Here is a 23552-nt window from a genome sequence, read left to right as displayed (position 1 = left end):
CTTTATTCATTTTTGTAACTTGAATATTGTATGAGGAGAATAATTACTTTAATTGTACTTACTATATCTACACTACTTGGTTTTTCGCAAACCCAGGAGTTAGATAGTCTTTCCATACAATTGGCTTTTGAAACTCAGGATTCTTTAAAAGTTGAAACCTCACTTAAAATTATTGAATTACTTTACAATAATAAAAACTACGACAAGGCCATAAAGTACATTATTGAAAGTGAAAAGCTATCCAACAATTTAAATTACGAAAAAGGTATCGCGACAAGCACCTATTACAAATCCCTAATTTACGCCCAAAAAGGTGATTATATTAATGCGGTTAATGGTTATAAGAAAGCAAAATCAATTTATCAGAATTTAAATGATACCACAGGAGTAGCAAAAGTGAATAACAGCATAGGACTTTTAGAAATTAAACGAGGGAATTATTCTGAAGGCTTACAATACTGTCTGGCAGCTATTAAAGAACTAGAACGTTTAAACCTGCAAAAGGACTTATCGCTCGCCTATACCAATTTAGCAGATGCTTACTATAACATAGGTGCGACCGATTATGCCATAAAATTTAATATTAAAGCGCTTGATGTTTTAGAACAGCTAATCGACAAAGCAGGTATTTTAAAAACCAATCTGCAATTAGCCGAATTATATTCGAGTAATAAAGAATACCGAAAATCCATAGAGTTCTATGAAACCGTCCTCAACCGGGCCGGTACTGACAATGATTCCTTACGTGGCAGGGTTTACCCCAAACTCGGTCGGGAATATTTGAAATTCAACGACTTCGACAAAGCTTCTCAATACCTCATTGAAGGTTTAACTTTAAATAGAGATTCTAACAATAAAGCCGGTTTACTACTGGCTTTAAATGGTTTAGGAGACCTTAATTTGCGTTTAAACCGTTTAAATCTGGCTGAACAGCAACTTTACGAAGCCGGAACACTTGCAAAAAGTATTGATAACAACGATGAGTTATTAACCTACTACAAACTCATGAAAGATCTGGATTCTACCAAACGTAGATTTGACAGAGCCTACGTTTGGCAACGTGAATATTATGATTTAAAAAATACACTCAATCAAACGGCATCAAATACTATTAAACCTCTAAAAGTATCCGATTTAGAATTCAATCCAGATTTCGACAAAGACATTTCAACACCCGTTCTGGAATCTGTTGATAACTTAAAAAATACAACTTCTGAAACCCAGCCAAGCCTTAATAAATTTAAAGTTGTTCTTTACGGTTTGTTAGCGGCACTTGCCATTGTATCTACTTTCCTGATTCTTATTTATGTGAAGCGTAACAGCAACATAAAATACACTCAGGAACTGGAAGAAAAAAACATTAAAATTCAATTGCAAAATGAAGCTTTTGCCGAACAAACGCAACATCTTGAAAGTGTTAATAATGTAAAAGATAAACTATTCTCAATTATTTCACATGATTTAAAAGACTCATTATCCTCTATTAATGGGTTTATCGATTTACTAAAAGAAGGTAGCTTAACCCGCGAAGAATTTGACAACTTAATACCAGAGTTAAGCGAAAATGCCAATAACGCCTCTTTACTTTTATTCAATTTGCTAAATTGGTCTAAGTCGCAAATGCAATCATTGGATCCGAAGCCATCACTATTTGATATTCAGGAAGTATTTGAATCTAAAATTAAATTAATCGAACAACGCATGGAAAGCAAAGGCATTGAATTGGTTGATCATTCATTACGTGATTTTGCTTATGCCGACAGAAGCATGATTGAAATCGTGATTCAAAATTTACTTGCCAACGCGATAAAATTCTGTAAAAATGGAGATACCATTACCATTTCTAATCATATTAGCAATGGCAGTTGTATTATTAGTGTTGCCGATACCGGTATTGGTATTTCTAAAGAGAACATGGATAAACTGTTTAAAAACAGTTCGTTCACAACTTTAGGAACCAATAATGAAAAAGGTACCGGACTAGGGCTTTCTATTTGTAAGGAATTAGTAGAGTTAAATGACGGTAAAATTTGGGTTGAAAGCACTCTAAATGTAGGAACGACATTCTATGTGCAATTACCAAAATCTAAACCGGCTTAAAAATTTTAGGCCTTCGGTAGAAAAACTTCAGCCATCATACAACGGGCACTTCCTCCTCCACAAGCTTCAATGGTATCAAGTGAGCTAGATAAAATTTTCGTATGTTTTTCAAGTCGCCTAATTTGTTGTTCTGTCAAAGATGCATAGGCCGCTTCACTCATGATTAAATAAAGTTCATCATTGGCTCCTTTCACCTGAAGCATATTGCCCGCGAAATTATTCACTTGTTCTTCGGTAATATCAATCACCTCCTTACCATCAGATTTTAGATGTGTTAAAAGATTTTTGCGTTCCTTTTTATCATCGATACAATTTAAACATACCACAGCGAAAGTTTCACCAAGACACATCATCACATTGGTATGATAAATGGCTTTTCTTTTACCATCTACTGTTTGATTTGCAGTAAAGATTACCGGGAAATATTCGAAATCTTCACAAAACTCAATAAACAAATCTTCATCTGCTCGCGGTGATAAAGCACAATAAGCTTTTCTGTTCACGCGATCCAACAGCAAACTTCCGGTCCCTTCTAAAAACACTCCTTCGTCTTCAGCCTCTGTATAATCCACTACATCGTTAATTACAAAACCTGCCGCTTCAACAGCCTCTAAAACTTCTTCTCGACGTTCTAAGCGTCTGTTTTCCGCAAACATGGGATACAAGGCTATCGTTCCGTTTTCATGAAAGGACACCCAGTTATTTGGAAAAATAGAGTCTGGTGTATCAAACTCTTCGGTATCATTTACAACAATAACATTTAGACCAATACCTCGTAATTTCTCAACATAAGCGTCGAACTCCATCTGTGCTTTGGCATTTACCGTTTGCGGTAATAGATTTTCAATTACCTTTTGATAATAATTATTCACAGCGGTTTGCTCATTCATCCTGAAATTAATTGGACGAATCATTAAAATAGTATTGGTTGTCTGTTGCATATCAATAAATTTCAATACAAAAGTATAATTATTTACAGGATAAAAACACATCTGTTTGGGGATTTAACAAAGAAGGTTCATGATTTTAGCTATAAAAAAATTACCTTCGTTATTCTAAATATTTCATTTAAGCCAAGCCTAGTACAGTCTGATGAGCAACGAACAAACCGCCATAAAAACCACTTATTTCAGCATTATAGGGAATACCTGTTTGGCCTTATTAAAGGGACTTGCTGGAGTTTTTGGTAATTCGTATGCTTTAATCGCCGATGCTATTGAATCGACTACTGATATTTTCTCTTCAGCTTTGGTTTTACTCGGCCTTAAATATGCAAAGAAACCTGCCGATGATAACCATCCCTATGGGCATGGAAAAATAGAACCACTCATCACTTTTATTGTCGTAGCTTTTTTAGTCACTTCAGCAACTATTATTGGCTACGAAAGTATTGAGCACATTCAAACACCTCACAAAACACCAAAACCCTGGACATTAATTGTTTTGGGCGCTATTATTATATGGAAAGAAGTTTCATTTCAAATCGTTATGAGAAAGAGCAAAGAAACTCACAGTTCCTCTTTGAAAGCTGATGCCTGGCATCATCGAAGTGACGCCATCACTTCAGTTATGGCCTTTGTAGGAATTTCAATTGCACTTATTTTTGGGGAAGGTTACGAAACTGCAGATGACTGGGCAGCTCTTCTTGCCTCAGGTTTCATTCTTTATAACAGTTATTTAATTTTCAGACCTGCTTTGGGTGAGATTATGGATGAACATCTTTACGACGATTTAATTCTTGATATCAGAGAAAAATCGCTTGAAGTTCCGGGTATTTTAGGTACGGAAAAGTGTTATATCAGAAAATCGGGGATGCGTTATCACGTGGATTTACACGCCATGGTGAATAGCTATATAACGGTAAAAGAAGGCCATGATTTATCGCATGAACTCAAAGACTATCTGCATAGCGAAATCACTAATTTAGGAAACATCTCTATACACATCGAGCCAAACGATTGCAGTTTGGATGACTGCAAACATATTATTCCCTAATTAAAGGCATTGTAGAACAACGTAATAAGCCTTCCTGTTTTGCAATTTCTGAATACGGTACTTCTTCAACAGTAAAACCTTCACTACGTAACCAATCGTTTAATCGAGTAAAACTCTTCTCTGAGATTACCACGTCTTCTGAAATAGAAAAGACGTTACTGTACATATTATACATTTCATCTTTTGTAATTTCAAATATATTTTCGACACCAAAAAAGTCCACCAACCATTGATACTCGCGCTCAATTAAAAATCCGTTTTTATGAAGTATCGCTTTCCCTTTTCCTAACGGCTGAAAACAACAATCTAAATGCAATGCGTTTTCTTTGGCATTAGTATTGGATTTCCTTAATTCGAAAGGTTTAACGGTTTTCTCAGGAAACAACTCCTGTAAAGCTATCACCGCATCCATGTTGGTGCGTGCTGTTATCAAATCTGGATAATTGTCTCCAGAATAAGTTCCAACGAAAATATAATCATCCCATAGCATAACATCACCACCTTCAACATGACATTCTTCAGGTAGAATGATTCGGTTTTCTTCTTCCACCTGATTCCAGATATAATCTATAGCTCGAACCTCCTTTTCTCGATTAGGCAAAATATTAGCTCGAATCAATTTATCTTCAATAACAAAAGCAATATCTCTAGAAAATATTTGATTACAATCCTTAATAACATCAGGCCGAAAAACCTGTACATCATACTTTTCAAAAACCTTAGCCAAAGCTTCCATTTCCAGAATCATATCTTCTTCTTTTGGATAGGTTCCAGCAAGTACATGCTCTATACTTTTAGGGTCGTAGCACTCCTCAACCTTTGGCGTAGGTCCGTTGCTTTCAGCTGTTCCTAATACTACAGCTTTTAGCTTAGAAATTTCGTTTTGTATATTTAGTTTTAGCATGCTGTAAATATAAAAAAAGGCTTTATAAGTAAATCTTATAAAGCCTTTCTTTTTCCACACTAATATGTCAAATATTATCTTTCGTCAACCGGAACAAATTTTCTTTCGGTTGCTCCAATATAAATTTGTCTTGGTCTACCAATTGGTTCTTTACGTAAACGCATTTCTCTCCATTGCGCAATCCAACCTGGTAAGCGTCCTAAAGCAAACATTACAGTAAACATATCAGTTGGGATTCCCATAGCTCTGTAAATAATTCCAGAATAGAAATCTACGTTTGGATATAATTTTCTATCAACGAAATACGCATCTTCTAAAGCTTCTTTTTCTAAACCTTTGGCGATATCTAAAATAGGATCTTGAACCCCTAAATCTCCTAATACCTCGTCTGCTGCTTTCTTAATAATTCTTGCTCTAGGATCAAAGTTTTTATAAACACGGTGTCCGAATCCCATTAAACGGAACGGATCGTTTTTATCTTTAGCTTTAGCCATGTATTTTTTAGTATCTCCACCGTCATTTTTAATAGCTTCAAGCATTTCTAAAACCGCCTGGTTAGCACCACCGTGAAGTGGCCCCCATAACGCAGAAATACCAGCAGACAAAGATGCGAATAAACCAGCATGCGAAGACCCTACAATTCTTACCGTAGATGTTGAACAGTTTTGCTCATGATCAGCATGTAAGATTAATAATTTATCTAAAGCATTTACTAATACTTTATTTTGAGTATACTCCTTGTTTGGCTTTTTGAACATCATCTTCAAGATGTTTTCAACATAACCTAAAGAATCATCACCGTAATCTAATGGTAAACCTTGTTTTTTACGTAATGTCCAAGCTACTAACACCGGGAATTTCCCTAATATTTTAACGATAGCTCTGTACATATCTTCTTCTGAATCTACATTTACAGAAGATGGGTTAAACGCAGTTAAAGCACTTGTTAAAGATGCAATAACCCCCATTGGGTGTGCCGATTTAGGAAACGATTCCACAATTTTCTTTACATCCTCGTCTACAACAGCTTCCGCTTTAATGTCTTCGTGGAATTTATCGTTTTGCTCTTTTGTAGGAAGTTCTCCAAAAATTAACAAATAAGCGACCTCTAGGAAATCGGCTTTTTCTGCTAACTCTTCAATGCTATAACCTCTGTACCTTAAAATTCCTTGCTCCCCGTCTAGAAAAGTAACCCCACTTTCGCAAGATCCAGTATTTTTATATCCCGGATCTATAGTTATTACTCCCTTTGTCGCTGTTCTTAAATTTGTAATATCTATTGCAACTTCTTTCTCTGTTCCTTCTATTAATGGAAATTCATGTTTCTCACCGTTGATTTCAATGGTAGCAGTATTAGCCATATGTATGTAATGATTGTTTAACTTAATTTTATTGGATTGCTAATTTAATAAATATCTATATACTTATGAAGGAGATCAAACCAAAGATTTCATCAATTAACATATTGTTTAGAATCTAAGTATAAAAAAAGGCGATTATTAAACAATAATCGCCTTTTAATAAAAATTACGTGACCGTTTTACTTCACTTTGAAAGCATTTTCTTGAGGAAAATAAGCTACATCACCTAATTCTTCTTCAATTCTAAGTAATTGGTTGTATTTAGCCATACGATCGCTTCGAGAAGCTGACCCTGTTTTGATTTGCCCACAGTTTAAAGCCACAGCTAAATCGGCAATCGTATTATCTTCAGTTTCTCCTGAACGGTGAGACATTACAGAAGTATATCCAGCATTTTTAGCCATGTTTACCGCTGCAATCGTTTCTGTTAAAGAACCTATTTGGTTTACTTTAATTAAGATTGAGTTAGCAATTCCGTTTTCGATACCTCTTGATAAACGCTCTACGTTAGTTACAAATAAATCGTCTCCTACTAACTGTACTTTATCGCCAACAAGCTCGGTTAAATAACTCCATCCTTCCCAGTCGTTTTCATCCATACCATCTTCAATAGAAATGATTGGGTATTTAGAAACTAATTCTGCTAAATATTCAGCTTGCTCTTTACTTGTTCTTACTACACCTGTATCTCCTTCGAATTTAGCGTAGTTATAAACACCATTTTCGTAAAATTCAGCTGAAGCACAATCTAAGGCAATTTTAATTTCTTCTCCAAACTTGTATCCTGCATTTTCAACAGCTTTAGCAATCGTTTCGATTGCATCTTCTGTTCCGTCTAAAGTTGGAGCAAAACCACCTTCATCACCTACAGCCGTACTTAAATTTCTATCGTGTAATACTTTCTTAAGGTTATGGAAAATTTCAGTTCCCATTTGCATAGCGTGTGTAAAGTTTTTCGCTTTAACAGGCATAATCATGAACTCTTGGAATGCGATAGGTGCATCACTGTGAGAACCTCCATTAATAATATTCATCATTGGAACTGGCAACGTGTTTGCTGAAACACCACCTACGTAACGGTATAATGGCAAACCTAATTCTCCGGCAGCAGCTTTAGCAACTGCTAAAGACACTCCTAAAATAGCATTAGCACCTAACTTAGATTTATTTTTAGTACCATCTAAATCAATCATAATTTGATCGATAAGGTTTTGTTCGAAAACTGAAACTCCTAATAATTCAGGAGCAATAATAGAGTTTACGTTCTCTACTGCTTTTAGAACACCTTTACCCATATATGCCTTACCTCCATCGCGTAACTCGACAGCTTCGTGCTCTCCTGTTGAGGCTCCTGACGGTACAGCAGCTCTTCCTAAAACATCATTTTCAGTAACTACATCTACTTCAACAGTAGGATTCCCTCGAGAATCAAGAATTTGTCTTGCGTGAATATTAATTATTACACTCATAATTGGTTATTTTTTAATCTTTTATTTATTCAAATTTACGTTTAAATCTTATTTCTTTTAAGATGTTTTTTAAGAAATATTTAAAATATTCCCTAAAACGTTTGAGTAAAAAAAATCCTCAAAAAAACTTAATGTTTTTTGAGGATTTCATACTATTTATTTTTAATATTTTTTATGAACTGATCGAAAAGGTACGAGGAATCATGTGGCCCCGGACTCGCTTCAGGATGGTATTGTACAGAGAATACATTTTTACTCTTCATAGCAATACCAGCTACAGTATTATCATTTAAATGAACGTGTGTAATTTCAATATCTGGATGCGCCTCAGTTTCTTCTCTATCCACGGCGAAACCGTGGTTTTGAGACGTTACTTCACCTTTACCTGTTACCATATTCTTAACAGGATGGTTAATCCCTCTGTGACCGTTATGCATTTTATATGTAGACACCCCATTTGCTAGTGCAATAACCTGGTGACCTAAACAGATACCAAATAAAGGTAAATTTCTTTTGATGATTTCTTTAGCAACTTCCTGAGCTTCTACTAATGGTTCTGGATCTCCAGGTCCGTTAGACAAGAAATACCCGTCTGGATTGAATGCTTCTAACTCCTCAAATTTAGAATTATATGGGAATACCTTAATGTAGCAATCACGTTTAGCTAAATTACGTAAGATGTTCTTTTTAATTCCGATATCTAAAGCTGCAATTTTATAAGTTGCATTTTCATTACCAAAATAGTAAGGCTCTTTTGTAGACACTTTAGAAGCCAACTCTAAACCTTCCATGTTTGGCACTTCAGCTAATTGTTGTTTTAAACCTTCGATATTGTCAACCTCAGTAGAAATCACAGCATTCATAGCGCCATTATCTCTAATGTAGCTAACCAAAGCTCTCGTGTCAACATCTGATATAGCTAGTAAATTATTTTTATCTAAAAACTCCTCTAAAGAACTATCTGCAGCATCTCTAGAAAATTCGTAGCTAAAGTTTTTAACTACAAGTCCAGCAATTTTAACTGAATCTGATTCTATTTCCTCTGCATTTGTTCCGTAGTTACCAATGTGCGCATTGGTAGTCACCATAATTTGTCCGAAATAAGAAGGATCTGTGAAAATCTCTTGGTACCCAGTCATACCTGTGTTAAAGCAAACTTCACCAAATGCTGTTCCTTGCTTATTCCCTACTGCCTTACCATAAAAAATGGTACCATCTGCTAAAAGAATGATGGCTTTTTGTCTTTTTTGATATTTCATGTATTCGCTAAAAAAGTTTTGCAAAATTGCGCAAAAAAAAGGATAAACTAAAATAGTTTATCCTTTAATATTTAAAATGCGTCTAATCATTTATTCTTCTTCGTTTGAAGCTTGAGTTTCTACAGCAGGAGCAGCAGCTGGTTTAGAACCACCTCTTCTACTTCTACGAGTTGTTTTCTTTTCTGGCTTACCAGCAGTATAAAGCTCGTTGTAATCTACAAGTTCAATCATAGCCATATCAGCGTTATCACCTAAACGATTACCTAGTTTAATAATTCTTGTGTAACCTCCTGGACGATCTGCAATCTTAGCTGCAACATCTCTGAACAATTCTGTTACTGCGTCTTTTTGTCTTAATCTAGACATAACAACACGTCTGTTGTGTGTTGTATCTTCTTTAGACTTAGTAATTAAAGGCTCAACAAATTGTTTTAAAGCTTTAGCTTTAGCAACAGTAGTGTTAATACGCTTGTGCTCGATTAATGAACAAGCCATATTAGCTAACATAGATTTTCTATGTGCAGTTTGTCTACCTAAGTGATTTACTTTTTTTCCGTGTCTCATGACTTTTGGTTTTAAACTCCATCTTGCTTCAACCCACTATTGAGGAGCAAAATATGAAGTAATTAATCTTTATCTAATTTGTATTTGCTTAAATCCATTCCGAAGTTTAAACCTTTAACATTAACAAGCTCTTCAAGCTCTGTTAAAGACTTCTTACCGAAGTTTCTGAATTTCATTAAATCGTTTTTGTTAAATGATACTAAGTCACCTAATGTATCAACTTCTGCTGCTTTTAAACAGTTAAGTGCACGTACCGATAAATCCATATCGATTAACTTAGTTTTAAGCAACTGTCTCATATGTAATGATTCTTCATCATATGTTTCAGTTTGTGCAATTTCATCAGCTTCTAATGTAATACGCTCATCAGAGAATAACATGAAGTGGTGAATTAACGTTTTAGCAGCCTCTGTTAATGCATCTTGAGGTGTGATAGAACCGTCTGTAATGATTTCGAACACTAACTTTTCGTAGTCAGTTTTTTGCTCAACACGGTAGTTCTCAATACTATATTTAACGTTTTTAATCGGTGTGTAAATTGAATCAGTAAAAATTGTTCCTATTGGTGCAGCAGCTTTTTTGTTTTCTTCTGCAGGTACATATCCTCTACCTTTTTCAATTGTGATTTCCATGTTGTAGTTTACTTTTGGATCTAAGTTACAGATTACTAACTCTGTATTTAATACTTGGAATCCTGAGATAAACTTTTGGAAATCTCCAGCAGTGATTTGTTCTTGACCAGAAATTGAAATTGATACAGACTCGTTGTCGATATCTTCAATTTGTCTTTTAAAACGAACTTGCTTTAAGTTTAAGATGATTTCTGTAACATCTTCTACTACACCAGCAATCGTTGAAAACTCATGATCTACACCTTCGATTCTTACAGAAGTAATTGCAAAACCTTCTAATGAAGAAAGAAGTACTCTTCTTAATGCGTTACCAACTGTTAAACCGTAACCAGGTTCTAAAGGACGAAATTCGAATTTCCCTTCAAAATCTGTTGAATCAATCATGATTACTTTGTCGGGCTTCTGAAAATTAAATACTGCCATGTTTTTGTTCTTCGTTTTAATTGTTATTAGGTTGCGCGGTTTATAAGTTTGAAGAAGTACGAATAAACCCTTTGGCCCAATACCAATGTGGTTATTAATTTATTTTTATTATTTAGAGTATAACTCGACGATGAATTGCTCGTTGATGTTCTCTGGAATTTGAATTCTAGCAGGAACAGAAACGTAAGTTCCTTGTTTAGTATCATCGTTCCAAGTAATCCACTCGTAAACTGTACTTGAGTTAGCTAAAGATTTCTCGATAACTTCTAAAGATTTAGATTTCTCTCTAACAGCTACAACATCTCCAGCTTTTAATTGGTAAGAAGGAATGTTTACTAACTCCCCATTTACAGTAATGTGTCTGTGAGAAACTAATTGTCTTGCACCACTTCTAGATGGAGCAATACCCATACGGTAAACAACGTTATCTAATCTAGACTCACAAAGTTGTAATAAAACCTCACCAGTAATACCTTGAGCAGCTCTTGCTTTCTTAAATAAACCTCTAAATTGTCTTTCTAAGATTCCGTAAGTGTACTTCGCTTTTTGCTTTTCACCTAACTGAATTGCGTACTCAGATTTTTTTCCACGCTTTCTAGCGTTTCCGTGTTGCCCTGGAGGGTAATTTCTTTTTTCAAAAGACTTATCGTCTCCGAAGATCGCTTCACCAAATTTACGAGCGATTTTAGTTTTTGGACCAGTATATCTTGCCATTTCTAATTAATTTTGAGAGTGATTATGGATTAAGGTCTAAATCTTATCCTCCGATAATCGTTAACCTCTCGTTAATACTTGATTTTTTTCGGTTTGCAAATATATAAAAAAAATTAATACCAGCTGTATATGAAGCTGATATTAATTTCTTTATAAAATATTTTGAGTATTAATTATACTCTTCTACGTTTTGGAGGTCTACATCCATTGTGTGGTAGTGGAGTAACATCGATGATTTCTGTCACTTCGATACCTGCATTATGGATAGAACGGATAGCAGATTCTCTACCGTTTCCTGGACCTTTAACATATACTTTTACTTTCTTTAAACCAGCCTCAGATGCTACAGCAGCAGCGTCCTCAGCAGCTAATTGAGCTGCATACGGCGTGTTTTTCTTAGAACCACGGAATCCCATTTTACCTGCAGATGACCAAGAAATTACGTCACCTTTTTTGTTTGTTAATGAGATGATAATGTTGTTGAAAGAAGCCGTAACGTGTGCTTCACCAACAGAATCTACTATAACTTTACGCTTTTTAGTAGTCTTTGTATTTGATTTTGCCATATTATTTTAGTTTCTAGTTGTTAGTTGTTAGTGATAGAATCCTAGACTTTTACATTTCAAACAGATTCATCTAACAGCTAAATACTAACTTGACTTTAATTATTTAGTTGCTTTTTTCTTGTTAGCAACAGTTTTTCTTCTACCTTTTCTTGTTCTAGAGTTATTCTTAGTACGTTGACCTCTTAATGGAAGTCCAGCTCTGTGACGAATTCCTCTATTACAACCGATATCCATTAAACGTTTAATGTTTAATTGAATCTCAGAACGTAATTCACCTTCGATAGTAAAAGATCCAACAGCTTCACGAATACCAGCGATTTGGTCGTCGTTCCAATCTTGAACTTTAATACTTTCGTCAACATTAGCTTGAGCTAATATTTCTTTTGCTCTACTTCTACCTATTCCGTAGATATAAGTTAAAGAGATAACTCCTCTTTTGTTTTTTGGTATGTCTACACCTGCAATTCTTGCCATATTGTTTTTAGTTTCTAGTTGCTAGTTTTTAGTTGTTAGAATCCTAAACATTTCTATTTCAAACAGATTCTCATCTAACTTCTAAGCCCTAATAACTCATGTACAATTTAACCTTGTCTTTGTTTAAATCTAGGATTCTTTTTGTTTATCACGTAAAGTCTACCTTTTCTACGCACGATTTTACAATCTGCACTTCTTTTTTTAACGGATGCTCTAACTTTCATCGTATTCGTATTAGTATCTATAAGTTATGCGAGCCTTAGATAAATCGTAAGGACTCATTTCTAATTTTACTTTATCTCCCGGTAAAAGTTTAATGTAGTGCATACGCATTTTACCAGAGATATGTGCTGTCACAATGTGACCATTTTCTAATTCAACACGGAACATGGCATTTGATAATGCTTCAATAATTGTTCCGTCTTGTTCTATTGCTGCCTGTTTTGCCATAGTATAATATTTAAGCTACTGCTTTTCTATTTTTACCTGTTTTCATCAAGCCATCATAATGTCTATTTAACAAGTAAGAGTTTACCTGTTGCATAGTATCTATAGCAACACCAACTAAAATGATTAGCGAGGTACCACCAAAGAATAATGCCCAACCTTGCTGTACACCCATTAACTTAACAATGAAAGCTGGAAATATAGCTATAAGTGCTAAGAATAATGAACCTGGTAAGGTAATTTGAGACATAATCTTATCTAGATATTCTGAGGTTTCTGAACCAGGACGAATACCTGGAATAAAACCTCCACTGCGTTTTAAATCGTCAGCCATTTTGTTTGTAGGTACTGTAATTGCCGTATAAAAGTATGTGAATACTATGATTAATAAAGCAAACACAACGTTGTACCACAATCCAAATATATCTGCAAAGTTTGTTTGTAACCATATTCCTGTAGCAGTTTCTTTCAAGAAAGAAGATCCACCAATTAAACTAGGAACAAACATGATTGCTTGTGCAAATATGATAGGCATTACTCCAGAAGCGTTAAGCTTTAATGGAATATACTGTCTAGACCCTACAGCGCTTTTTTCGTAGCCACCGCTTGCTGTTCTTCTTGCATATTCTACAGCTATTTTTCTAACAGCCATAACAAGCATGATAGCACCTAAGATAATTGCGAACCAAATAACTAGTTCGAAAAGAATTAACATCACGTTATTTCCTTCTAATCTAGTCGCTGCGTTTTGAAGAAACGATGCTGGTAGACGAGCAATGATACCCACCATAATTAATAATGAAATACCATTGCCTATACCTTTATCTGTAATTTTTTCTCCTAACCACATCGCAAAGATACACCCGGTTACTAAGATAGAAACTGATGAGAAATAGAATAATGGTCCTGTACCTAATAAAAATGCACTTGTAGGAATCCCTAATGCCGGTAAACTTGCCAGATAACCTGGAGCCTGTAATAAACATATAGCAATAGTTAACCAACGTGTAATTTGATTAATTTTCTTTTGACCACTTGCGCCTTCTTTTTGTAATTTCTGTAAATAAGGAATAGCAATTCCCATTAACTGAACCACAATAGAAGCAGAAATGTATGGCATGATACCCAAAGCAAATACTGAAGCATTTGCAAATGCACCTCCTGTAAAGGCATTAAGTAAGCCTAATAAACCTCCGTCTGTACTGTCACTCAATCCTTCCAATTGAGCGGCATCAATACCCGGAAGTACAACTTGAGCACCAAAACGATAAACTAATAACAAACCAAGTGTAACTGTAATTCTGTTTCTTAGTTCTTCTATTTTCCAAACATTCTTTAACGATTCTATAAACTTCATACTTGTAATAAGGTCTTATAATGTTACAACTTCACCTCCTGCAGCTTCGATAGCAGCCTTTGCTGAAGCAGTAAATTTATGTGCAGATACTTTTAATTTCGCTTTTAACTCTCCTCTACCTAAAATTTTAACTAGATCATTTTTTCCAGCTAAACGGTTAGTGAATAAAGTTTCAAAATCTACTGTGTCTGTAACTTTGTTATCATCTACTAACTGTTGTAAAGTATCTAAGTTAATACCTTGATATTCTACGCGGTTAATATTAGTAAAACCAAACTTAGGAACACGTCTTTGAATTGGCATTTGCCCTCCTTCAAATCCTACTTTCTTAGAGTATCCAGAACGTGACTTAGCTCCTTTGTGACCACGTGTAGCAGTACCACCTTTACCAGAACCTTGTCCGCGACCTACTCTTTTCCCTTGGTTTTTTACTGAACCTTCTGCAGGTTTTAAATTACTTAAATCCATTTTCAGTTTATATTTTTAAGCTTCTTCTACAGAAACTAAATGTGAAACTTTAGCAACCATACCAAGAATATTTGGCGTGGTTTCATGCTCTACTACTTGACCAATCTTTCTTAATCCAAGAGACTCAAGTACTCTTTTTTGTCTAAGCGGCTTGTTAATAGCGCTTTTAACTTTTGTAACTTTAATTTTTGCCATCTCTTTAAATTTTTAAGCTTTAAAAACTTGTTCAAGTGAAATACCTCTATCTCTAGCAATCGTGTTAGCATCTCTTAACTGTAATAAAGCATCAAAAGTTGCTTTTACTACGTTATGAGGGTTAGATGATCCTTGAGATTTAGATAATACATCGTGTACACCAACTGCTTCAAGCACTGTTCTTACAGCACCACCAGCAATTACACCGGTACCTTCTGCCGCAGGCATAATGTTTACTCTAGCTCCTCCGAATTTACCTTTTTGCTCGTGAGGTAATGTTTTTCCTTTTAATGGAATTCTCACTAAGTTTTTCTTAGCATCTTCTACAGCTTTAGCGATTGCCGTTGCTACGTCTTTAGATTTCCCTAAACCTTGACCTACAACCCCGTGCTCATCACCTACAACTACGATTGCTGAAAAACCGAATGCTCTACCTCCTTTTGTTACTTTGGTAACTCTTTGTACACCAACTAAACGATCTTTAAGATCTAATCCACCTGGTTTTACTAACTCTGCGCTTTTATATTTTTGAAACATAATTTTTAGAATTTAAGTCCTGCTTCTCTAGCTCCTTCAGCTAACGATTTTACTCTACCATGGTATAAATATCCACCTCTATCAAAAGCGATAGTCTCTACACCAGCTTTCATAGCTTTCTCAGCAACTGTTTTACCTACTAACTTAGCTAATTCTATTTTAGTAGTTTTCACAGAACTAATCTCTTTGTCTCTTGAAGATGCAGCACTGATAGTTTTACCAGTTACGTCATCTACAATTTGAGCATAAATTTCTTTATTACTTCTAAAAACAGTTAATCTTGGTCTTGCTTCTGTTCCAGAAACAATCTTACGAATTCTGCTTTTAATTCTTATTCTTCTTTCGTATTTTGTCAATGCCATAACTTACTTATTAAGCTGATTTACCTGCTTTTCTTCTTAAAACTTCACCAACAAACTTAATACCTTTACCTTTGTATGGCTCTGGTCTTCTAAATCCGCGAATTTTCGCAGCTACTTGTCCAACAAGTTGTTTGTCATGAGATGTTAGTTTTACAATTGGGTTTTTACCTTTTTCAGATACTGTTTCAACTTTAACTTCAGCAGCTAAATCTAATACAATATTATGAGAAAAACCTAAAGCTAACTCAAGTTTGTTTCCTTGGTTGCTAGCTCTGTAACCTACACCAACTAATTCTAATTCTTTCGTCCAACCTTCAGAAACACCTTTTATCATGTTGTTTACTAAAGCTCTGTAAAGACCGTGCTTAGCTTTTTGGTCTTTAGTATCAGAAGAACGTGTTACTAAAACATTAGCATCTTCAACTTTAATTTCTACAGATTCGAAAGGTTGAGTTAACTCACCTAATTTTCCTTTTACTGTAATTAAGTTGTCTTTTACATCAACTGTAACTCCGTTTGGAATTACTACTGGGTTATTACCTATTCTTGACATATCTTATATTTTTAGTAAACGTAACATAAAACTTCACCACCTACATTGTCTCTTTTGGCTTGTTTACCTGTCATTACTCCGTGAGAAGTAGAAACGATGGCAATACCAAGACCGTTAAGAACTCTAGGAAGTTCTTTCGAACTTGCATACTTACGTAAACCTGGTTTACTTACTCTTTCAATCTTCTTGATTACAGGCTCTTTAGTTTCTTTATTGTACTTAAGAGCTATTTTAATAGTTCCTTGTACTGTAGAATCATCAAACTTGTAACTTAAAATATATCCTTGCTCGAATAATATTTTAGTGATGTCTTTCTTTAAATTAGACGCAGGTATTTCAACCACTCTGTGGTTAGCACGTACTGCATTTCTAATTCTTGTCAAAAAATCCGCTATTGGATCTGTGTACATAATGAATTGATTTTGTGATTTCGGTTTTCGGCGTTGGCAGCCGAACCTTAAATCTGATTATTTAAAATAATATTACCAACTTGCTTTTTTAACACCAGGGATAAGACCTTGGTTAGCCATTTCTCTAAATGTTACACGTGAGATACCGAAAGTTCTCATATAACCTCTAGGTCTTCCTGTTAATTTACATCTATTATGCTGACGAACTGGAGAAGCATTTTTAGGTAACTTTTGTAATGCTTCGTAATCTCCAGCTTCTTTTAAAGCTTTACGTTTCTCAGCATATTTAGCTACAGTTTTTGCTCTTTTTACCTCGCGGGCTTTCATTGATTCTTTAGCCATAACTTAGTTCTTTTTAAAAGGTAATCCTAATTCGGTTAATAATGATTTTGCTTCCTTATCGGTTTCAGCTGATGTTACAAATGTAATATCCATTCCTGAGATTCTATTAACTTTGTCAATATTAATCTCTGGGAAGATGATTTGCTCAGTGATTCCTAAGTTGTAGTTCCCACGTCCGTCAAATCCAGTTGCTTTAATACCGTTAAAATCTCTTACTCGAGGTAAGGCAGAAGTTACTAAACGATCTAAAAACTCGTACATTCTCTCTCCGCGTAAAGTTACTTTAGCACCAATTGGCATCCCTTTACGTAATTTAAAAGTTGCAACGTCTTTTTTAGATAAAGTTGCTACCGCTTTTTGTCCAGATATAGTTGTTAATTCTTCTACTGCGTAGTCAATTAACTTTTTGTCTGCAACTGCAGCTCCAACACCTTTAGAAATTACAATCTTTTCTAGTTTTGGAACTTGCATTACATTATTATATCCAAATTCTTCTGTAAGAGCAGCAATTATTTTGCTTTTATACTCTTCTTTAAGTCTAGGTGAATATGCCATAACTATAATACTTCATTAGATTTTTTAGAAAATCTTACTTTTTTATCGCCTTCTACTCTATAACCTACTCTTGTTGTTTCACCTTTTGCGGTTAACAATGCTAAGTTTGAAATGTGAATAGGAGCTTCCTTTTCAACGATACCACCTTGAGGGTTTTGGGCACTTGGTTTAGTGTGTTTCTTAACCAAGTTAACCCCCTCAACGATCGCTTTGTTCTTTTCTATTAATACCTTTTGTACTTTACCTTCAGAACCTTTATGGTCTCCAGCAATTACTTTAACAGTATCTCCAGTTTTTATTTTAAGCTTTGTCATCTTAATTTTAATGTATTAAAGCACTTCTGGTGCTAATGATACAATTTTCATGAATTGTTTATCACGTAGCTCTCTAGCAACAGGACCAAATACACGTGTTCCTCTCATCTCACCCGCTGGGTTTAATAATACACAAGCGTTATCGTCGAATCTAATATAAGATCCGTCTGGTCTTCTTACTTCTTTTACAGTACGTACAACAACTGCAGTAGAAACTGCTTTCTTCTTTACGTTTCCGTTAGGCGTAGCATCTTTTACAGACACAACGATTTTATCTCCAACAGAAGCATATCTTCTTTTTGTACCACCTAGAACACGGATTACTAAAACTTCTTTAGCTCCAGTGTTGTCTGCTACCTTTAATCTTGATTCTTGCTGTACCATAATTATTTAGCTCTTTCTATGATTTCAACTAATCTCCAACATTTAGATTTACTTAAAGGTCGTGTTTCCATGATTCTTACAGTATCTCCAATGTTACAATCGTTTGTTTCGTCGTGTGCAACGTATTTTTTAGTTTTTAACACGAACTTACCATACATAGGGTGCTTTACTTTTTTAACTTCAGAAACCACAATTGACTTCTGCATTTTGTTACTAGTAACAACTCCTATACGTTCTTTTCTTAAATTTCTTGTTTCCATCTTTTAGCAGAATTATTGTAATTCTCTTTTAGTTAATTCTGTCGCAATTCTAGCTACGGTTCTTCTTAATGAACGTAATTGAATTGGATTCTCTAAAGGAGATATTGCATGAGCTAATGTTAGGTCTGAATAACTCTTTTTTGTTTCACCAAGTTTCTCTTGTAACTCGGCTACTGATAATTCTTTAATTTCTGATTGTTTCATAATATCAAATAAATTATGCTTCGTAATCGCGAGCGATTAAAAACTTAGTTTTTACTGGAAGTTTTTGAGCTGCTAAACGTAATGCTTCTTGAGCTACGTCTAATGGCACACCTCCAATTTCAAATAATACTCTTCCTGGTTTAACTACTGCTACCCAATATTCTACAGCACCTTTACCTTTACCCATACGTACCTCAAGAGGCTTTTTAGTGATAGGCTTGTCTGGAAATATTTTAATCCAAAGTTGCCCCTCTCTCTTCATGTAACGAGTAGCAGCAATACGTGCAGCTTCTATTTGACGAGACGTGATAAACACAGAGTCTAATGCTTTTATTCCAAAAGTTCCGTTTGAAAGTTGGTGTCCTCTTTGAGAAAGACCTTTCATACGTCCTTTTTGTTGCTTACGAAATTTTGTTCTTTTAGGCTGTAACATTTTTCTTTACTTTATAAAAAATTACTTTCTACGACGAGGTTTTGAATTTCCACCACGTCCTGGCGCTCCACCTTTTCCTTGCTTCTTAGATAATCCAACAAGCGGAGAAAGCTCTCTTTTACCATATACTTCACCTTTCATGATCCATACTTTAACACCTAATCTACCATAAGTAGTGTGTGCCTCAACTAAAGCATAATCAATATCGGCTCTAAAGGTTGATAAAGGAATACGACCTTCTTTGTAGTGCTCAGAACGTGCCATCTCAGCTCCGTTTAAACGACCACTAATCTCGATTTTAATTCCTTCAGCGTTCATACGCATTGTAGCAGCGATAGCCATCTTGATTGCACGACGGTATGAAATTCTGTTTTCAATTTGACGAGCAATACTAGATCCTACTAAAAATGCGTCAAGTTCAGGTCTTTTAATTTCAAAGATGTTAATCTGAACTTCTTTTCCAGTAATTTTCTTAAGCTCTTCTTTTAACTTGTCTACCTCTTGTCCACCTTTACCGATAATAATACCAGGTCTAGCAGTAGTGATAGTAACGGTTACAAGTTTTAGAGTACGCTCGATAATTACTCTACTTACACTAGCTTTAGATAAACGCGCGTGAACGTATTTTCTAATTTTATCGTCTTCGGCAAGCTTATCTCCATAATCATTACCTCCGTACCAGTTAGATTCCCATCCTCTGATAATACCTAAGCGATTTCCGATTGGATTTGTTTTTTGTCCCATACTTCTATCTTAGCTTTGTGTGTTATTGTTAGCTCCAACAACGATAGTTACGTGGTTAGAACGTTTTCTTATTCTGTGTGCACGACCTTGAGGAGCTGGACGTAATCTCTTTAACATAGATCCACCATCTACTCTAATCTCTTTTACAAATAATTCAGCGTCTTCGATGCTTGCATCTTCGTTTTTAGATTGCCAGTTTGCGATTGCAGACAATAACAATTTCTCTAAACGTCCTGAAGCTTCTTTTTGGCTAAATTTTAATATGTTTAGTGCTTTCTCAACTTTTTCACCTCTTACTAAATCGGCTACTAAGCGCATTTTTCTTGGTGACGTAGGACAATTATTAAGCTTAGCAAAAGCAACTTGCTTTTTCTCTTCCTTAATAGCGTCTGCCATTTGTTTTTTACGACTTCCCATAGCTTACTACTTTTTACCTTTGTTTTTAGCACCTGCATGTCCACGGAATGAACGTGTTGGTGAAAATTCTCCTAATTTATGACCTACCATGTTTTCAGTAACATATACTGGCACGAATTGACGGCCATTGTGCACTGCAATTGTTTGACCAACGAAATCTGGAGTAATCATACTAGCACGAGACCAAGTTTTGATTACTGTTTTTTTGCCAGTTTCAACATTAGCAGCTACTTTTTTCTCTAATTTATAATGAACGTAAGGTCCTTTTTTTAATGATCTTGCCATGTCTTATTTCTTTCTACGTTCTACAATATACTTATTTGTTGGGTTCTTTTTAGAACGTGTTCTGTAACCCTTAGCTGGAACGCCGTTTCTAGAACGTGGGTGTCCACCTGAAGCACGTCCTTCACCACCACCCATTGGGTGATCAACCGGGTTCATAACTACTGGTCTAGTACGTGGTCTTCTACCCAACCATCTTGTTCTACCAGCTTTACCTGATACTAACAATTGGTGATCTGAGTTAGACACGGCTCCAACAGTTGCTAAACAGTTTACTAAAACTAATCTTGTTTCGCCTGAAGGTAATTTTACAGTTGCAAATTTACCATCTCTTGCCATTAACTGAGCAAAAGCACCAGCACTACGAGCCATAACAGCTCCTTGACCAGGACGTAACTCAACACAAGAAATAATTGTTCCTAAAGGAATTTGACTTAAAGGCATTGCATTTCCAATTTCTGGAGCGATGTTCTCTCCTGAAACTACAGTTTGACCTACTTGTAAACCGTTTTGAGCAATGATATATCTCTTCTCGCCATCTTGATAATTCAATAATGCGATAAAAGCGGTTCTGTTTGGATCGTACTCGATAGACTTAACTTCAGCAGGGATTCCAGCTTTGTTACGTTTGAAATCGATAATACGATACTTCTTTTTATGACCACCACCGATATAACGCATGGTCATTTTTCCTTGACTGTTTCTACCACCAGACCTTTTTTTCGGAGCTAATAAACTTTTCTCCGGCTTATCAGTAGTAATGGCGTCATAACCATTAACTACTCTAAAACGCTGCCCTGGTGTGATTGGTTTTAATTTTCTTACTGACATTTGTCTTTAATTACATGTTACTGTATAAATCAATCATTTCACCTTCCGCCAGTTGTACAATTGCTTTTTTAACAGCATTTGTTTTACCATGTTGAAGACCTGTTTTTGTATAACGCGTTCTTCTTTCTGGACGGACATTTATAGTACGAACTTTTTCAACAGAAACACCGTAAGCAGCTTCTACCGCTTTCTTGATTTCTATCTTGTTCGCCTTAGTGTTCACTGCGAAAGTATAGCAGTTTCTTAACTCGCTATCTGCAGTCGCTTTCTCTGTGATTATAGGTTTAATTAAGATACTCATGGTTTCTATTTACTTAAATTTGTTTCAATTCCTTCTAAAGCGCCTTCTAAAACAACTACCTGACTTGCATTTAAAATCTTGTAAGTGTTTAATTCTGAAGCAGTTATAACTTCAGACCCTTGTAAATTGCGTGACGACAAATATACATTATTATTTGACGCACCCAACACGAATAAAGATTTTTTATTCTCTAAGTTTAAGGCTTTTAGCACCGCTGTGAAGTTCTTAGTTTTTGGAGTTTCAAAGTTGAAATCTTCTAACACAACTATTGATTGCTCTCCTGCTTTAATACTTAACGCTGATTTACGTGCTAAACGTTTAACGTTTTTGTTAAGTTTGAAGCTATAGTTTCTTGGTCTTGGACCAAACATACGTCCACCACCTTTAAACACTCCAGACTTAATGCTACCCGCTCTAGCAGTACCTGTTCCTTTTTGCTTTTTAATCTTGCGAGTACTTCCAGAAATCTCAGCTCTTTCTTTAGATTTGTGAGTTCCTTGTCTTTGGTTTGCTAAATATTGTTTAACATCCAAATATACTGCATGATTATTAGGCTCAATAGCAAATACTTCATTAGAAAGGTTCGCCTTTCTTCCAGTATCTTTTCCGTTTATATCTAAAACTGCTACTTCCATTACTTTCTAATAATTACATAAGCGTTTTTGTGTCCAGGAACACATCCTTTAACCACAAGTAGGTTCTTTTCTGGAACTACTTTTAAAACTCTTAAATTTTCAACTTTCACTTGATCATTACCCATTCTTCCGGCCATTTTCATTCCTTTAAATACTCTTGCAGGATATGAAGCCGCACCAATAGAACCTGGAGCTCTTAAACGGTTGTGCTGACCGTGAGTCGCTTGACCTACACCACCAAAACCGTGACGTTTTACAACCCCTTGGAATCCTTTACCTTTAGAAGTTCCTGAAATATCAACGAACTCTCCTTCAACAAAATGATCTACAGTGATTGCATCACCTAATTTGTACTCCTCACCAAAACCTTTGAACTCAACAGTTTTACGCTTTACAGAAGTTCCAGCCTTTTTAGCATGACCTAAGTCAGCTTTAGTTGCGCTTTTTTCTGTCGCGTCATCGAAACCTAATTGAATAGCTTCATAGCCGTCAACTTCAGTGGTTCTGACTTGGGTAACGATACATGGACCTGCTTCGATTACTGTACAAGGAATGTTTTTCCCATTTTCATCGAAAATGCTGGTCATACCGATTTTTTTTCCAATTAACCCAGACATATTAAATTATTTATTAATTATTACTATTTGTTATTAAAAAAACTCAAGGCCAAAAATACGTTTCAGCCTTGAATTGTATTTTTCCGTTTTTCCTTAACCAGTCGTTAAGGACATGTCGATTGTTCTACTTAAACTTTAATCTCTACTTCAACGCCACTTGGTAATTCAAGCTTCATTAAAGCATCAATTGTTTTAGAAGACGAAGAGTAGATATCCATTAATCTCTTGTAAGAACTTAATTGGAACTGCTCTCTAGACTTCTTGTTTACGTGTGGAGAACGTAAAACAGTAAAGATTTTTTTGTTAGTAGGTAATGGAATTGGTCCAGTAACTACAGCGCCAGTATTTTTTACTGTCTTTACAATCTTATCAGCAGACTTGTCTACTAAATTGTGATCGTACGATTTTAATTTTATTCTAATTTTTTGACTCATTTTCTTAGA

At 35.3% G+C, this 23552-nt stretch carries 36 protein-coding genes; 2 read left to right on the top strand and 34 right to left on the bottom strand.

All coding sequences use genetic code 11. The features are described from left to right. Positions 1-30: 30 nt before the first annotated feature. Positions 31-2100, top strand: coding sequence for a tetratricopeptide repeat-containing sensor histidine kinase (locus tag ICJ84_RS02790; protein WP_188214832.1), 2070 nt, complete (start codon positions 31-33; stop codon positions 2098-2100). Between the two features lie 5 nt (positions 2101-2105). Here ICJ84_RS02790 and ctlX read toward each other — a convergent pair whose 3' ends face one another. After that, positions 2106-3041, bottom strand: a complete 936-nt coding sequence (gene ctlX, locus ICJ84_RS02785; RefSeq protein WP_188214831.1) for a citrulline utilization hydrolase CtlX — start codon at positions 3039-3041, stop codon at positions 2106-2108. A gap of 151 nt (positions 3042-3192) precedes the next feature. On the opposite strand from ctlX, the gene ICJ84_RS02780 reads away from it, so the two are divergent. Continuing rightward, positions 3193-4095, top strand: coding sequence for a cation diffusion facilitator family transporter (locus ICJ84_RS02780; protein WP_188214830.1), 903 nt, complete (start codon positions 3193-3195; stop codon positions 4093-4095). On the opposite strand, the gene ICJ84_RS02775 is transcribed toward ICJ84_RS02780, so the two are convergent. The 33 genes from ICJ84_RS02775 to rpsJ form a co-directional block, all read right to left on the bottom strand. Further along, entirely contained in the window at positions 4085-4999 is a 915-nt protein-coding gene (locus tag ICJ84_RS02775) for a dimethylarginine dimethylaminohydrolase family protein (RefSeq protein WP_188214829.1), read from the bottom strand. The genes ICJ84_RS02780 and ICJ84_RS02775 overlap by 11 nt on opposite strands. Positions 5000-5073: 74 nt before the next feature. Further along, the gene (locus ICJ84_RS02770) at positions 5074-6360 is read right to left on the bottom strand and encodes a citrate synthase (RefSeq protein WP_188214828.1); all 1287 of its coding nucleotides are present in this window, start codon (positions 6358-6360) and stop codon (positions 5074-5076) included. A gap of 179 nt (positions 6361-6539) precedes the next feature. Then, positions 6540-7829 (bottom strand): phosphopyruvate hydratase, encoded by a 1290-nt coding sequence (eno, locus tag ICJ84_RS02765; protein WP_188214827.1) that lies wholly within the window; start codon positions 7827-7829, stop codon positions 6540-6542. A 152-nt stretch (positions 7830-7981) separates the two neighbouring features. After that, on the bottom strand, positions 7982-9088 hold the full coding sequence (gene carA / locus ICJ84_RS02760) for a glutamine-hydrolyzing carbamoyl-phosphate synthase small subunit (protein ID WP_188214826.1): 1107 nt from the start codon (positions 9086-9088) through the stop codon (positions 7982-7984). Positions 9089-9178: 90 nt separating this feature from the next. Further along, entirely contained in the window at positions 9179-9652 is a 474-nt protein-coding gene (gene rplQ / locus ICJ84_RS02755) for a 50S ribosomal protein L17 (protein WP_188214825.1), read from the bottom strand. Positions 9653-9714: 62 nt separating this feature from the next. Then, positions 9715-10707, bottom strand: a complete 993-nt coding sequence (locus ICJ84_RS02750) for a DNA-directed RNA polymerase subunit alpha (protein ID WP_188214824.1) — start codon at positions 10705-10707, stop codon at positions 9715-9717. Between the two features lie 108 nt (positions 10708-10815). Next, entirely contained in the window at positions 10816-11421 is a 606-nt protein-coding gene (rpsD, locus tag ICJ84_RS02745; RefSeq protein ID WP_188214823.1) for a 30S ribosomal protein S4, read from the bottom strand. A gap of 173 nt (positions 11422-11594) precedes the next feature. Continuing rightward, complete coding sequence (rpsK, locus tag ICJ84_RS02740) at positions 11595-11987, bottom strand: 30S ribosomal protein S11 (protein ID WP_188214822.1); 393 nt, start codon at positions 11985-11987, stop codon at positions 11595-11597. A 99-nt stretch (positions 11988-12086) separates the two neighbouring features. Beyond that, the gene (rpsM, locus tag ICJ84_RS02735) at positions 12087-12461 is read right to left on the bottom strand and encodes a 30S ribosomal protein S13 (RefSeq protein WP_188214821.1); all 375 of its coding nucleotides are present in this window, start codon (positions 12459-12461) and stop codon (positions 12087-12089) included. Between the two features lie 107 nt (positions 12462-12568). Continuing rightward, entirely contained in the window at positions 12569-12685 is a 117-nt protein-coding gene (ykgO, locus tag ICJ84_RS02730; protein ID WP_013305171.1) for a type B 50S ribosomal protein L36, read from the bottom strand. A gap of 10 nt (positions 12686-12695) precedes the next feature. Beyond that, on the bottom strand, positions 12696-12911 hold the full coding sequence (gene infA / locus ICJ84_RS02725; protein WP_028289261.1) for a translation initiation factor IF-1: 216 nt from the start codon (positions 12909-12911) through the stop codon (positions 12696-12698). A 10-nt stretch (positions 12912-12921) separates the two neighbouring features. Beyond that, on the bottom strand, positions 12922-14265 hold the full coding sequence (secY, locus tag ICJ84_RS02720) for a preprotein translocase subunit SecY (RefSeq protein WP_188214820.1): 1344 nt from the start codon (positions 14263-14265) through the stop codon (positions 12922-12924). Between the two features lie 15 nt (positions 14266-14280). Then, on the bottom strand, positions 14281-14733 hold the full coding sequence (gene rplO, locus ICJ84_RS02715) for a 50S ribosomal protein L15 (RefSeq protein ID WP_188214819.1): 453 nt from the start codon (positions 14731-14733) through the stop codon (positions 14281-14283). Positions 14734-14748: 15 nt separating this feature from the next. Further along, a complete protein-coding gene (rpmD, locus tag ICJ84_RS02710; protein ID WP_188214818.1) occupies positions 14749-14928 on the bottom strand; it encodes a 50S ribosomal protein L30 in 180 nt (59 codons plus the stop codon). 12 nt (positions 14929-14940) lie between these two features. Beyond that, entirely contained in the window at positions 14941-15465 is a 525-nt protein-coding gene (rpsE, locus tag ICJ84_RS02705; protein WP_188214817.1) for a 30S ribosomal protein S5, read from the bottom strand. 5 nt (positions 15466-15470) lie between these two features. Beyond that, positions 15471-15827, bottom strand: coding sequence for a 50S ribosomal protein L18 (rplR, locus tag ICJ84_RS02700; RefSeq protein WP_188214816.1), 357 nt, complete (start codon positions 15825-15827; stop codon positions 15471-15473). 10 nt (positions 15828-15837) lie between these two features. Then, positions 15838-16380 (bottom strand): 50S ribosomal protein L6, encoded by a 543-nt coding sequence (gene rplF / locus ICJ84_RS02695; protein WP_188214815.1) that lies wholly within the window; start codon positions 16378-16380, stop codon positions 15838-15840. Between the two features lie 11 nt (positions 16381-16391). After that, positions 16392-16790 carry a 30S ribosomal protein S8 gene (gene rpsH / locus ICJ84_RS02690; RefSeq protein ID WP_188214814.1) on the bottom strand — a complete coding sequence of 133 codons (399 nt, stop codon included), beginning with the start codon at positions 16788-16790 and terminating at the stop codon, positions 16392-16394. A 72-nt stretch (positions 16791-16862) separates the two neighbouring features. Then, positions 16863-17132 carry a 30S ribosomal protein S14 gene (rpsN, locus tag ICJ84_RS02685; RefSeq protein ID WP_188214813.1) on the bottom strand — a complete coding sequence of 90 codons (270 nt, stop codon included), beginning with the start codon at positions 17130-17132 and terminating at the stop codon, positions 16863-16865. A gap of 3 nt (positions 17133-17135) precedes the next feature. Next, positions 17136-17687 (bottom strand): 50S ribosomal protein L5, encoded by a 552-nt coding sequence (gene rplE / locus ICJ84_RS02680; protein WP_188214812.1) that lies wholly within the window; start codon positions 17685-17687, stop codon positions 17136-17138. 2 nt (positions 17688-17689) lie between these two features. Then, on the bottom strand, positions 17690-18001 hold the full coding sequence (gene rplX / locus ICJ84_RS02675) for a 50S ribosomal protein L24 (protein WP_188214811.1): 312 nt from the start codon (positions 17999-18001) through the stop codon (positions 17690-17692). 15 nt (positions 18002-18016) lie between these two features. Further along, positions 18017-18385, bottom strand: a complete 369-nt coding sequence (rplN, locus tag ICJ84_RS02670; protein ID WP_188214810.1) for a 50S ribosomal protein L14 — start codon at positions 18383-18385, stop codon at positions 18017-18019. 2 nt (positions 18386-18387) lie between these two features. After that, complete coding sequence (rpsQ, locus tag ICJ84_RS02665) at positions 18388-18645, bottom strand: 30S ribosomal protein S17 (protein WP_044637136.1); 258 nt, start codon at positions 18643-18645, stop codon at positions 18388-18390. A 12-nt stretch (positions 18646-18657) separates the two neighbouring features. After that, on the bottom strand, positions 18658-18849 hold the full coding sequence (gene rpmC / locus ICJ84_RS02660) for a 50S ribosomal protein L29 (protein WP_188214809.1): 192 nt from the start codon (positions 18847-18849) through the stop codon (positions 18658-18660). 13 nt (positions 18850-18862) lie between these two features. Beyond that, positions 18863-19282: a 50S ribosomal protein L16 gene (gene rplP / locus ICJ84_RS02655; protein ID WP_188214808.1), complete on the bottom strand. Its 420-nt coding sequence runs from the start codon at positions 19280-19282 to the stop codon at positions 18863-18865. Positions 19283-19303: 21 nt separating this feature from the next. Then, a complete protein-coding gene (gene rpsC, locus ICJ84_RS02650) occupies positions 19304-20026 on the bottom strand; it encodes a 30S ribosomal protein S3 (protein ID WP_188214807.1) in 723 nt (240 codons plus the stop codon). Between the two features lie 9 nt (positions 20027-20035). Continuing rightward, complete coding sequence (gene rplV / locus ICJ84_RS02645) at positions 20036-20443, bottom strand: 50S ribosomal protein L22 (RefSeq protein ID WP_188214806.1); 408 nt, start codon at positions 20441-20443, stop codon at positions 20036-20038. Between the two features lie 6 nt (positions 20444-20449). Continuing rightward, a complete protein-coding gene (rpsS, locus tag ICJ84_RS02640) occupies positions 20450-20728 on the bottom strand; it encodes a 30S ribosomal protein S19 (protein ID WP_188214805.1) in 279 nt (92 codons plus the stop codon). A 3-nt stretch (positions 20729-20731) separates the two neighbouring features. After that, on the bottom strand, positions 20732-21556 hold the full coding sequence (gene rplB / locus ICJ84_RS02635) for a 50S ribosomal protein L2 (protein ID WP_188214804.1): 825 nt from the start codon (positions 21554-21556) through the stop codon (positions 20732-20734). 10 nt (positions 21557-21566) lie between these two features. Beyond that, on the bottom strand, positions 21567-21857 hold the full coding sequence (rplW, locus tag ICJ84_RS02630; protein WP_188214803.1) for a 50S ribosomal protein L23: 291 nt from the start codon (positions 21855-21857) through the stop codon (positions 21567-21569). Between the two features lie 5 nt (positions 21858-21862). After that, the gene (gene rplD, locus ICJ84_RS02625; RefSeq protein WP_188214802.1) at positions 21863-22492 is read right to left on the bottom strand and encodes a 50S ribosomal protein L4; all 630 of its coding nucleotides are present in this window, start codon (positions 22490-22492) and stop codon (positions 21863-21865) included. After that, on the bottom strand, positions 22492-23109 hold the full coding sequence (rplC, locus tag ICJ84_RS02620) for a 50S ribosomal protein L3 (protein WP_188214801.1): 618 nt from the start codon (positions 23107-23109) through the stop codon (positions 22492-22494). Before rplC ends, rplD begins: the two co-directional genes overlap by 1 nt. 128 nt (positions 23110-23237) lie before the next feature. Then, positions 23238-23543 (bottom strand): 30S ribosomal protein S10, encoded by a 306-nt coding sequence (gene rpsJ / locus ICJ84_RS02615; RefSeq protein ID WP_188214800.1) that lies wholly within the window; start codon positions 23541-23543, stop codon positions 23238-23240. Between the last annotated feature and the right edge of the window lie 9 nt (positions 23544-23552).

This window comes from Aestuariibaculum suncheonense, assembly GCF_014596935.1.
Taxonomy (GTDB): domain Bacteria; phylum Bacteroidota; class Bacteroidia; order Flavobacteriales; family Flavobacteriaceae; genus Aestuariibaculum; species Aestuariibaculum suncheonense.
The sequence above is the reverse complement of the archived record's forward strand: the minus strand, read 5'-3'. Positions and strand labels throughout refer to the sequence as shown.

Bases quoted from the DNA above. Each gene is read 5' to 3' on its own strand.
- ICJ84_RS02790 (WP_188214832.1), top strand. From the start codon at position 31: ATGAGGAGAATAATTACTTTAATTGTACTTACTATATCTACACTACTT.
- ctlX (WP_188214831.1), bottom strand. From the start codon at position 3,041: ATGCAACAGACAACCAATACTATTTTAATGATTCGTCCAATTAATTTC.
- ICJ84_RS02780 (WP_188214830.1), top strand. From the start codon at position 3,193: ATGAGCAACGAACAAACCGCCATAAAAACCACTTATTTCAGCATTATA.
- ICJ84_RS02775 (WP_188214829.1), bottom strand. From the start codon at position 4,999: ATGCTAAAACTAAATATACAAAACGAAATTTCTAAGCTAAAAGCTGTA.
- ICJ84_RS02770 (WP_188214828.1), bottom strand. From the start codon at position 6,360: ATGGCTAATACTGCTACCATTGAAATCAACGGTGAGAAACATGAATTT.
- eno (WP_188214827.1), bottom strand. From the start codon at position 7,829: ATGAGTGTAATAATTAATATTCACGCAAGACAAATTCTTGATTCTCGA.
- carA (WP_188214826.1), bottom strand. From the start codon at position 9,088: ATGAAATATCAAAAAAGACAAAAAGCCATCATTCTTTTAGCAGATGGT.
- rplQ (WP_188214825.1), bottom strand. From the start codon at position 9,652: ATGAGACACGGAAAAAAAGTAAATCACTTAGGTAGACAAACTGCACAT.
- ICJ84_RS02750 (WP_188214824.1), bottom strand. From the start codon at position 10,707: ATGGCAGTATTTAATTTTCAGAAGCCCGACAAAGTAATCATGATTGAT.
- rpsD (WP_188214823.1), bottom strand. From the start codon at position 11,421: ATGGCAAGATATACTGGTCCAAAAACTAAAATCGCTCGTAAATTTGGT.
- rpsK (WP_188214822.1), bottom strand. From the start codon at position 11,987: ATGGCAAAATCAAATACAAAGACTACTAAAAAGCGTAAAGTTATAGTA.
- rpsM (WP_188214821.1), bottom strand. From the start codon at position 12,461: ATGGCAAGAATTGCAGGTGTAGACATACCAAAAAACAAAAGAGGAGTT.
- ykgO (WP_013305171.1), bottom strand. From the start codon at position 12,685: ATGAAAGTTAGAGCATCCGTTAAAAAAAGAAGTGCAGATTGTAAAATC.
- infA (WP_028289261.1), bottom strand. From the start codon at position 12,911: ATGGCAAAACAGGCAGCAATAGAACAAGACGGAACAATTATTGAAGCA.
- secY (WP_188214820.1), bottom strand. From the start codon at position 14,265: ATGAAGTTTATAGAATCGTTAAAGAATGTTTGGAAAATAGAAGAACTA.
- rplO (WP_188214819.1), bottom strand. From the start codon at position 14,733: ATGGATTTAAGTAATTTAAAACCTGCAGAAGGTTCAGTAAAAAACCAA.
- rpmD (WP_188214818.1), bottom strand. From the start codon at position 14,928: ATGGCAAAAATTAAAGTTACAAAAGTTAAAAGCGCTATTAACAAGCCG.
- rpsE (WP_188214817.1), bottom strand. From the start codon at position 15,465: ATGTTTCAAAAATATAAAAGCGCAGAGTTAGTAAAACCAGGTGGATTA.
- rplR (WP_188214816.1), bottom strand. From the start codon at position 15,827: ATGGCATTGACAAAATACGAAAGAAGAATAAGAATTAAAAGCAGAATT.
- rplF (WP_188214815.1), bottom strand. From the start codon at position 16,380: ATGTCAAGAATAGGTAATAACCCAGTAGTAATTCCAAACGGAGTTACA.
- rpsH (WP_188214814.1), bottom strand. From the start codon at position 16,790: ATGTACACAGATCCAATAGCGGATTTTTTGACAAGAATTAGAAATGCA.
- rpsN (WP_188214813.1), bottom strand. From the start codon at position 17,132: ATGGCTAAAGAATCAATGAAAGCCCGCGAGGTAAAAAGAGCAAAAACT.
- rplE (WP_188214812.1), bottom strand. From the start codon at position 17,687: ATGGCATATTCACCTAGACTTAAAGAAGAGTATAAAAGCAAAATAATT.
- rplX (WP_188214811.1), bottom strand. From the start codon at position 18,001: ATGACAAAGCTTAAAATAAAAACTGGAGATACTGTTAAAGTAATTGCT.
- rplN (WP_188214810.1), bottom strand. From the start codon at position 18,385: ATGGTACAGCAAGAATCAAGATTAAAGGTAGCAGACAACACTGGAGCT.
- rpsQ (WP_044637136.1), bottom strand. From the start codon at position 18,645: ATGGAAACAAGAAATTTAAGAAAAGAACGTATAGGAGTTGTTACTAGT.
- rpmC (WP_188214809.1), bottom strand. From the start codon at position 18,849: ATGAAACAATCAGAAATTAAAGAATTATCAGTAGCCGAGTTACAAGAG.
- rplP (WP_188214808.1), bottom strand. From the start codon at position 19,282: ATGTTACAGCCTAAAAGAACAAAATTTCGTAAGCAACAAAAAGGACGT.
- rpsC (WP_188214807.1), bottom strand. From the start codon at position 20,026: ATGGGACAAAAAACAAATCCAATCGGAAATCGCTTAGGTATTATCAGA.
- rplV (WP_188214806.1), bottom strand. From the start codon at position 20,443: ATGGGAAGTCGTAAAAAACAAATGGCAGACGCTATTAAGGAAGAGAAA.
- rpsS (WP_188214805.1), bottom strand. From the start codon at position 20,728: ATGGCAAGATCATTAAAAAAAGGACCTTACGTTCATTATAAATTAGAG.
- rplB (WP_188214804.1), bottom strand. From the start codon at position 21,556: ATGTCAGTAAGAAAATTAAAACCAATCACACCAGGGCAGCGTTTTAGA.
- rplW (WP_188214803.1), bottom strand. From the start codon at position 21,857: ATGAGTATCTTAATTAAACCTATAATCACAGAGAAAGCGACTGCAGAT.
- rplD (WP_188214802.1), bottom strand. From the start codon at position 22,492: ATGGAAGTAGCAGTTTTAGATATAAACGGAAAAGATACTGGAAGAAAG.
- rplC (WP_188214801.1), bottom strand. From the start codon at position 23,109: ATGTCTGGGTTAATTGGAAAAAAAATCGGTATGACCAGCATTTTCGAT.
- rpsJ (WP_188214800.1), bottom strand. From the start codon at position 23,543: ATGAGTCAAAAAATTAGAATAAAATTAAAATCGTACGATCACAATTTA.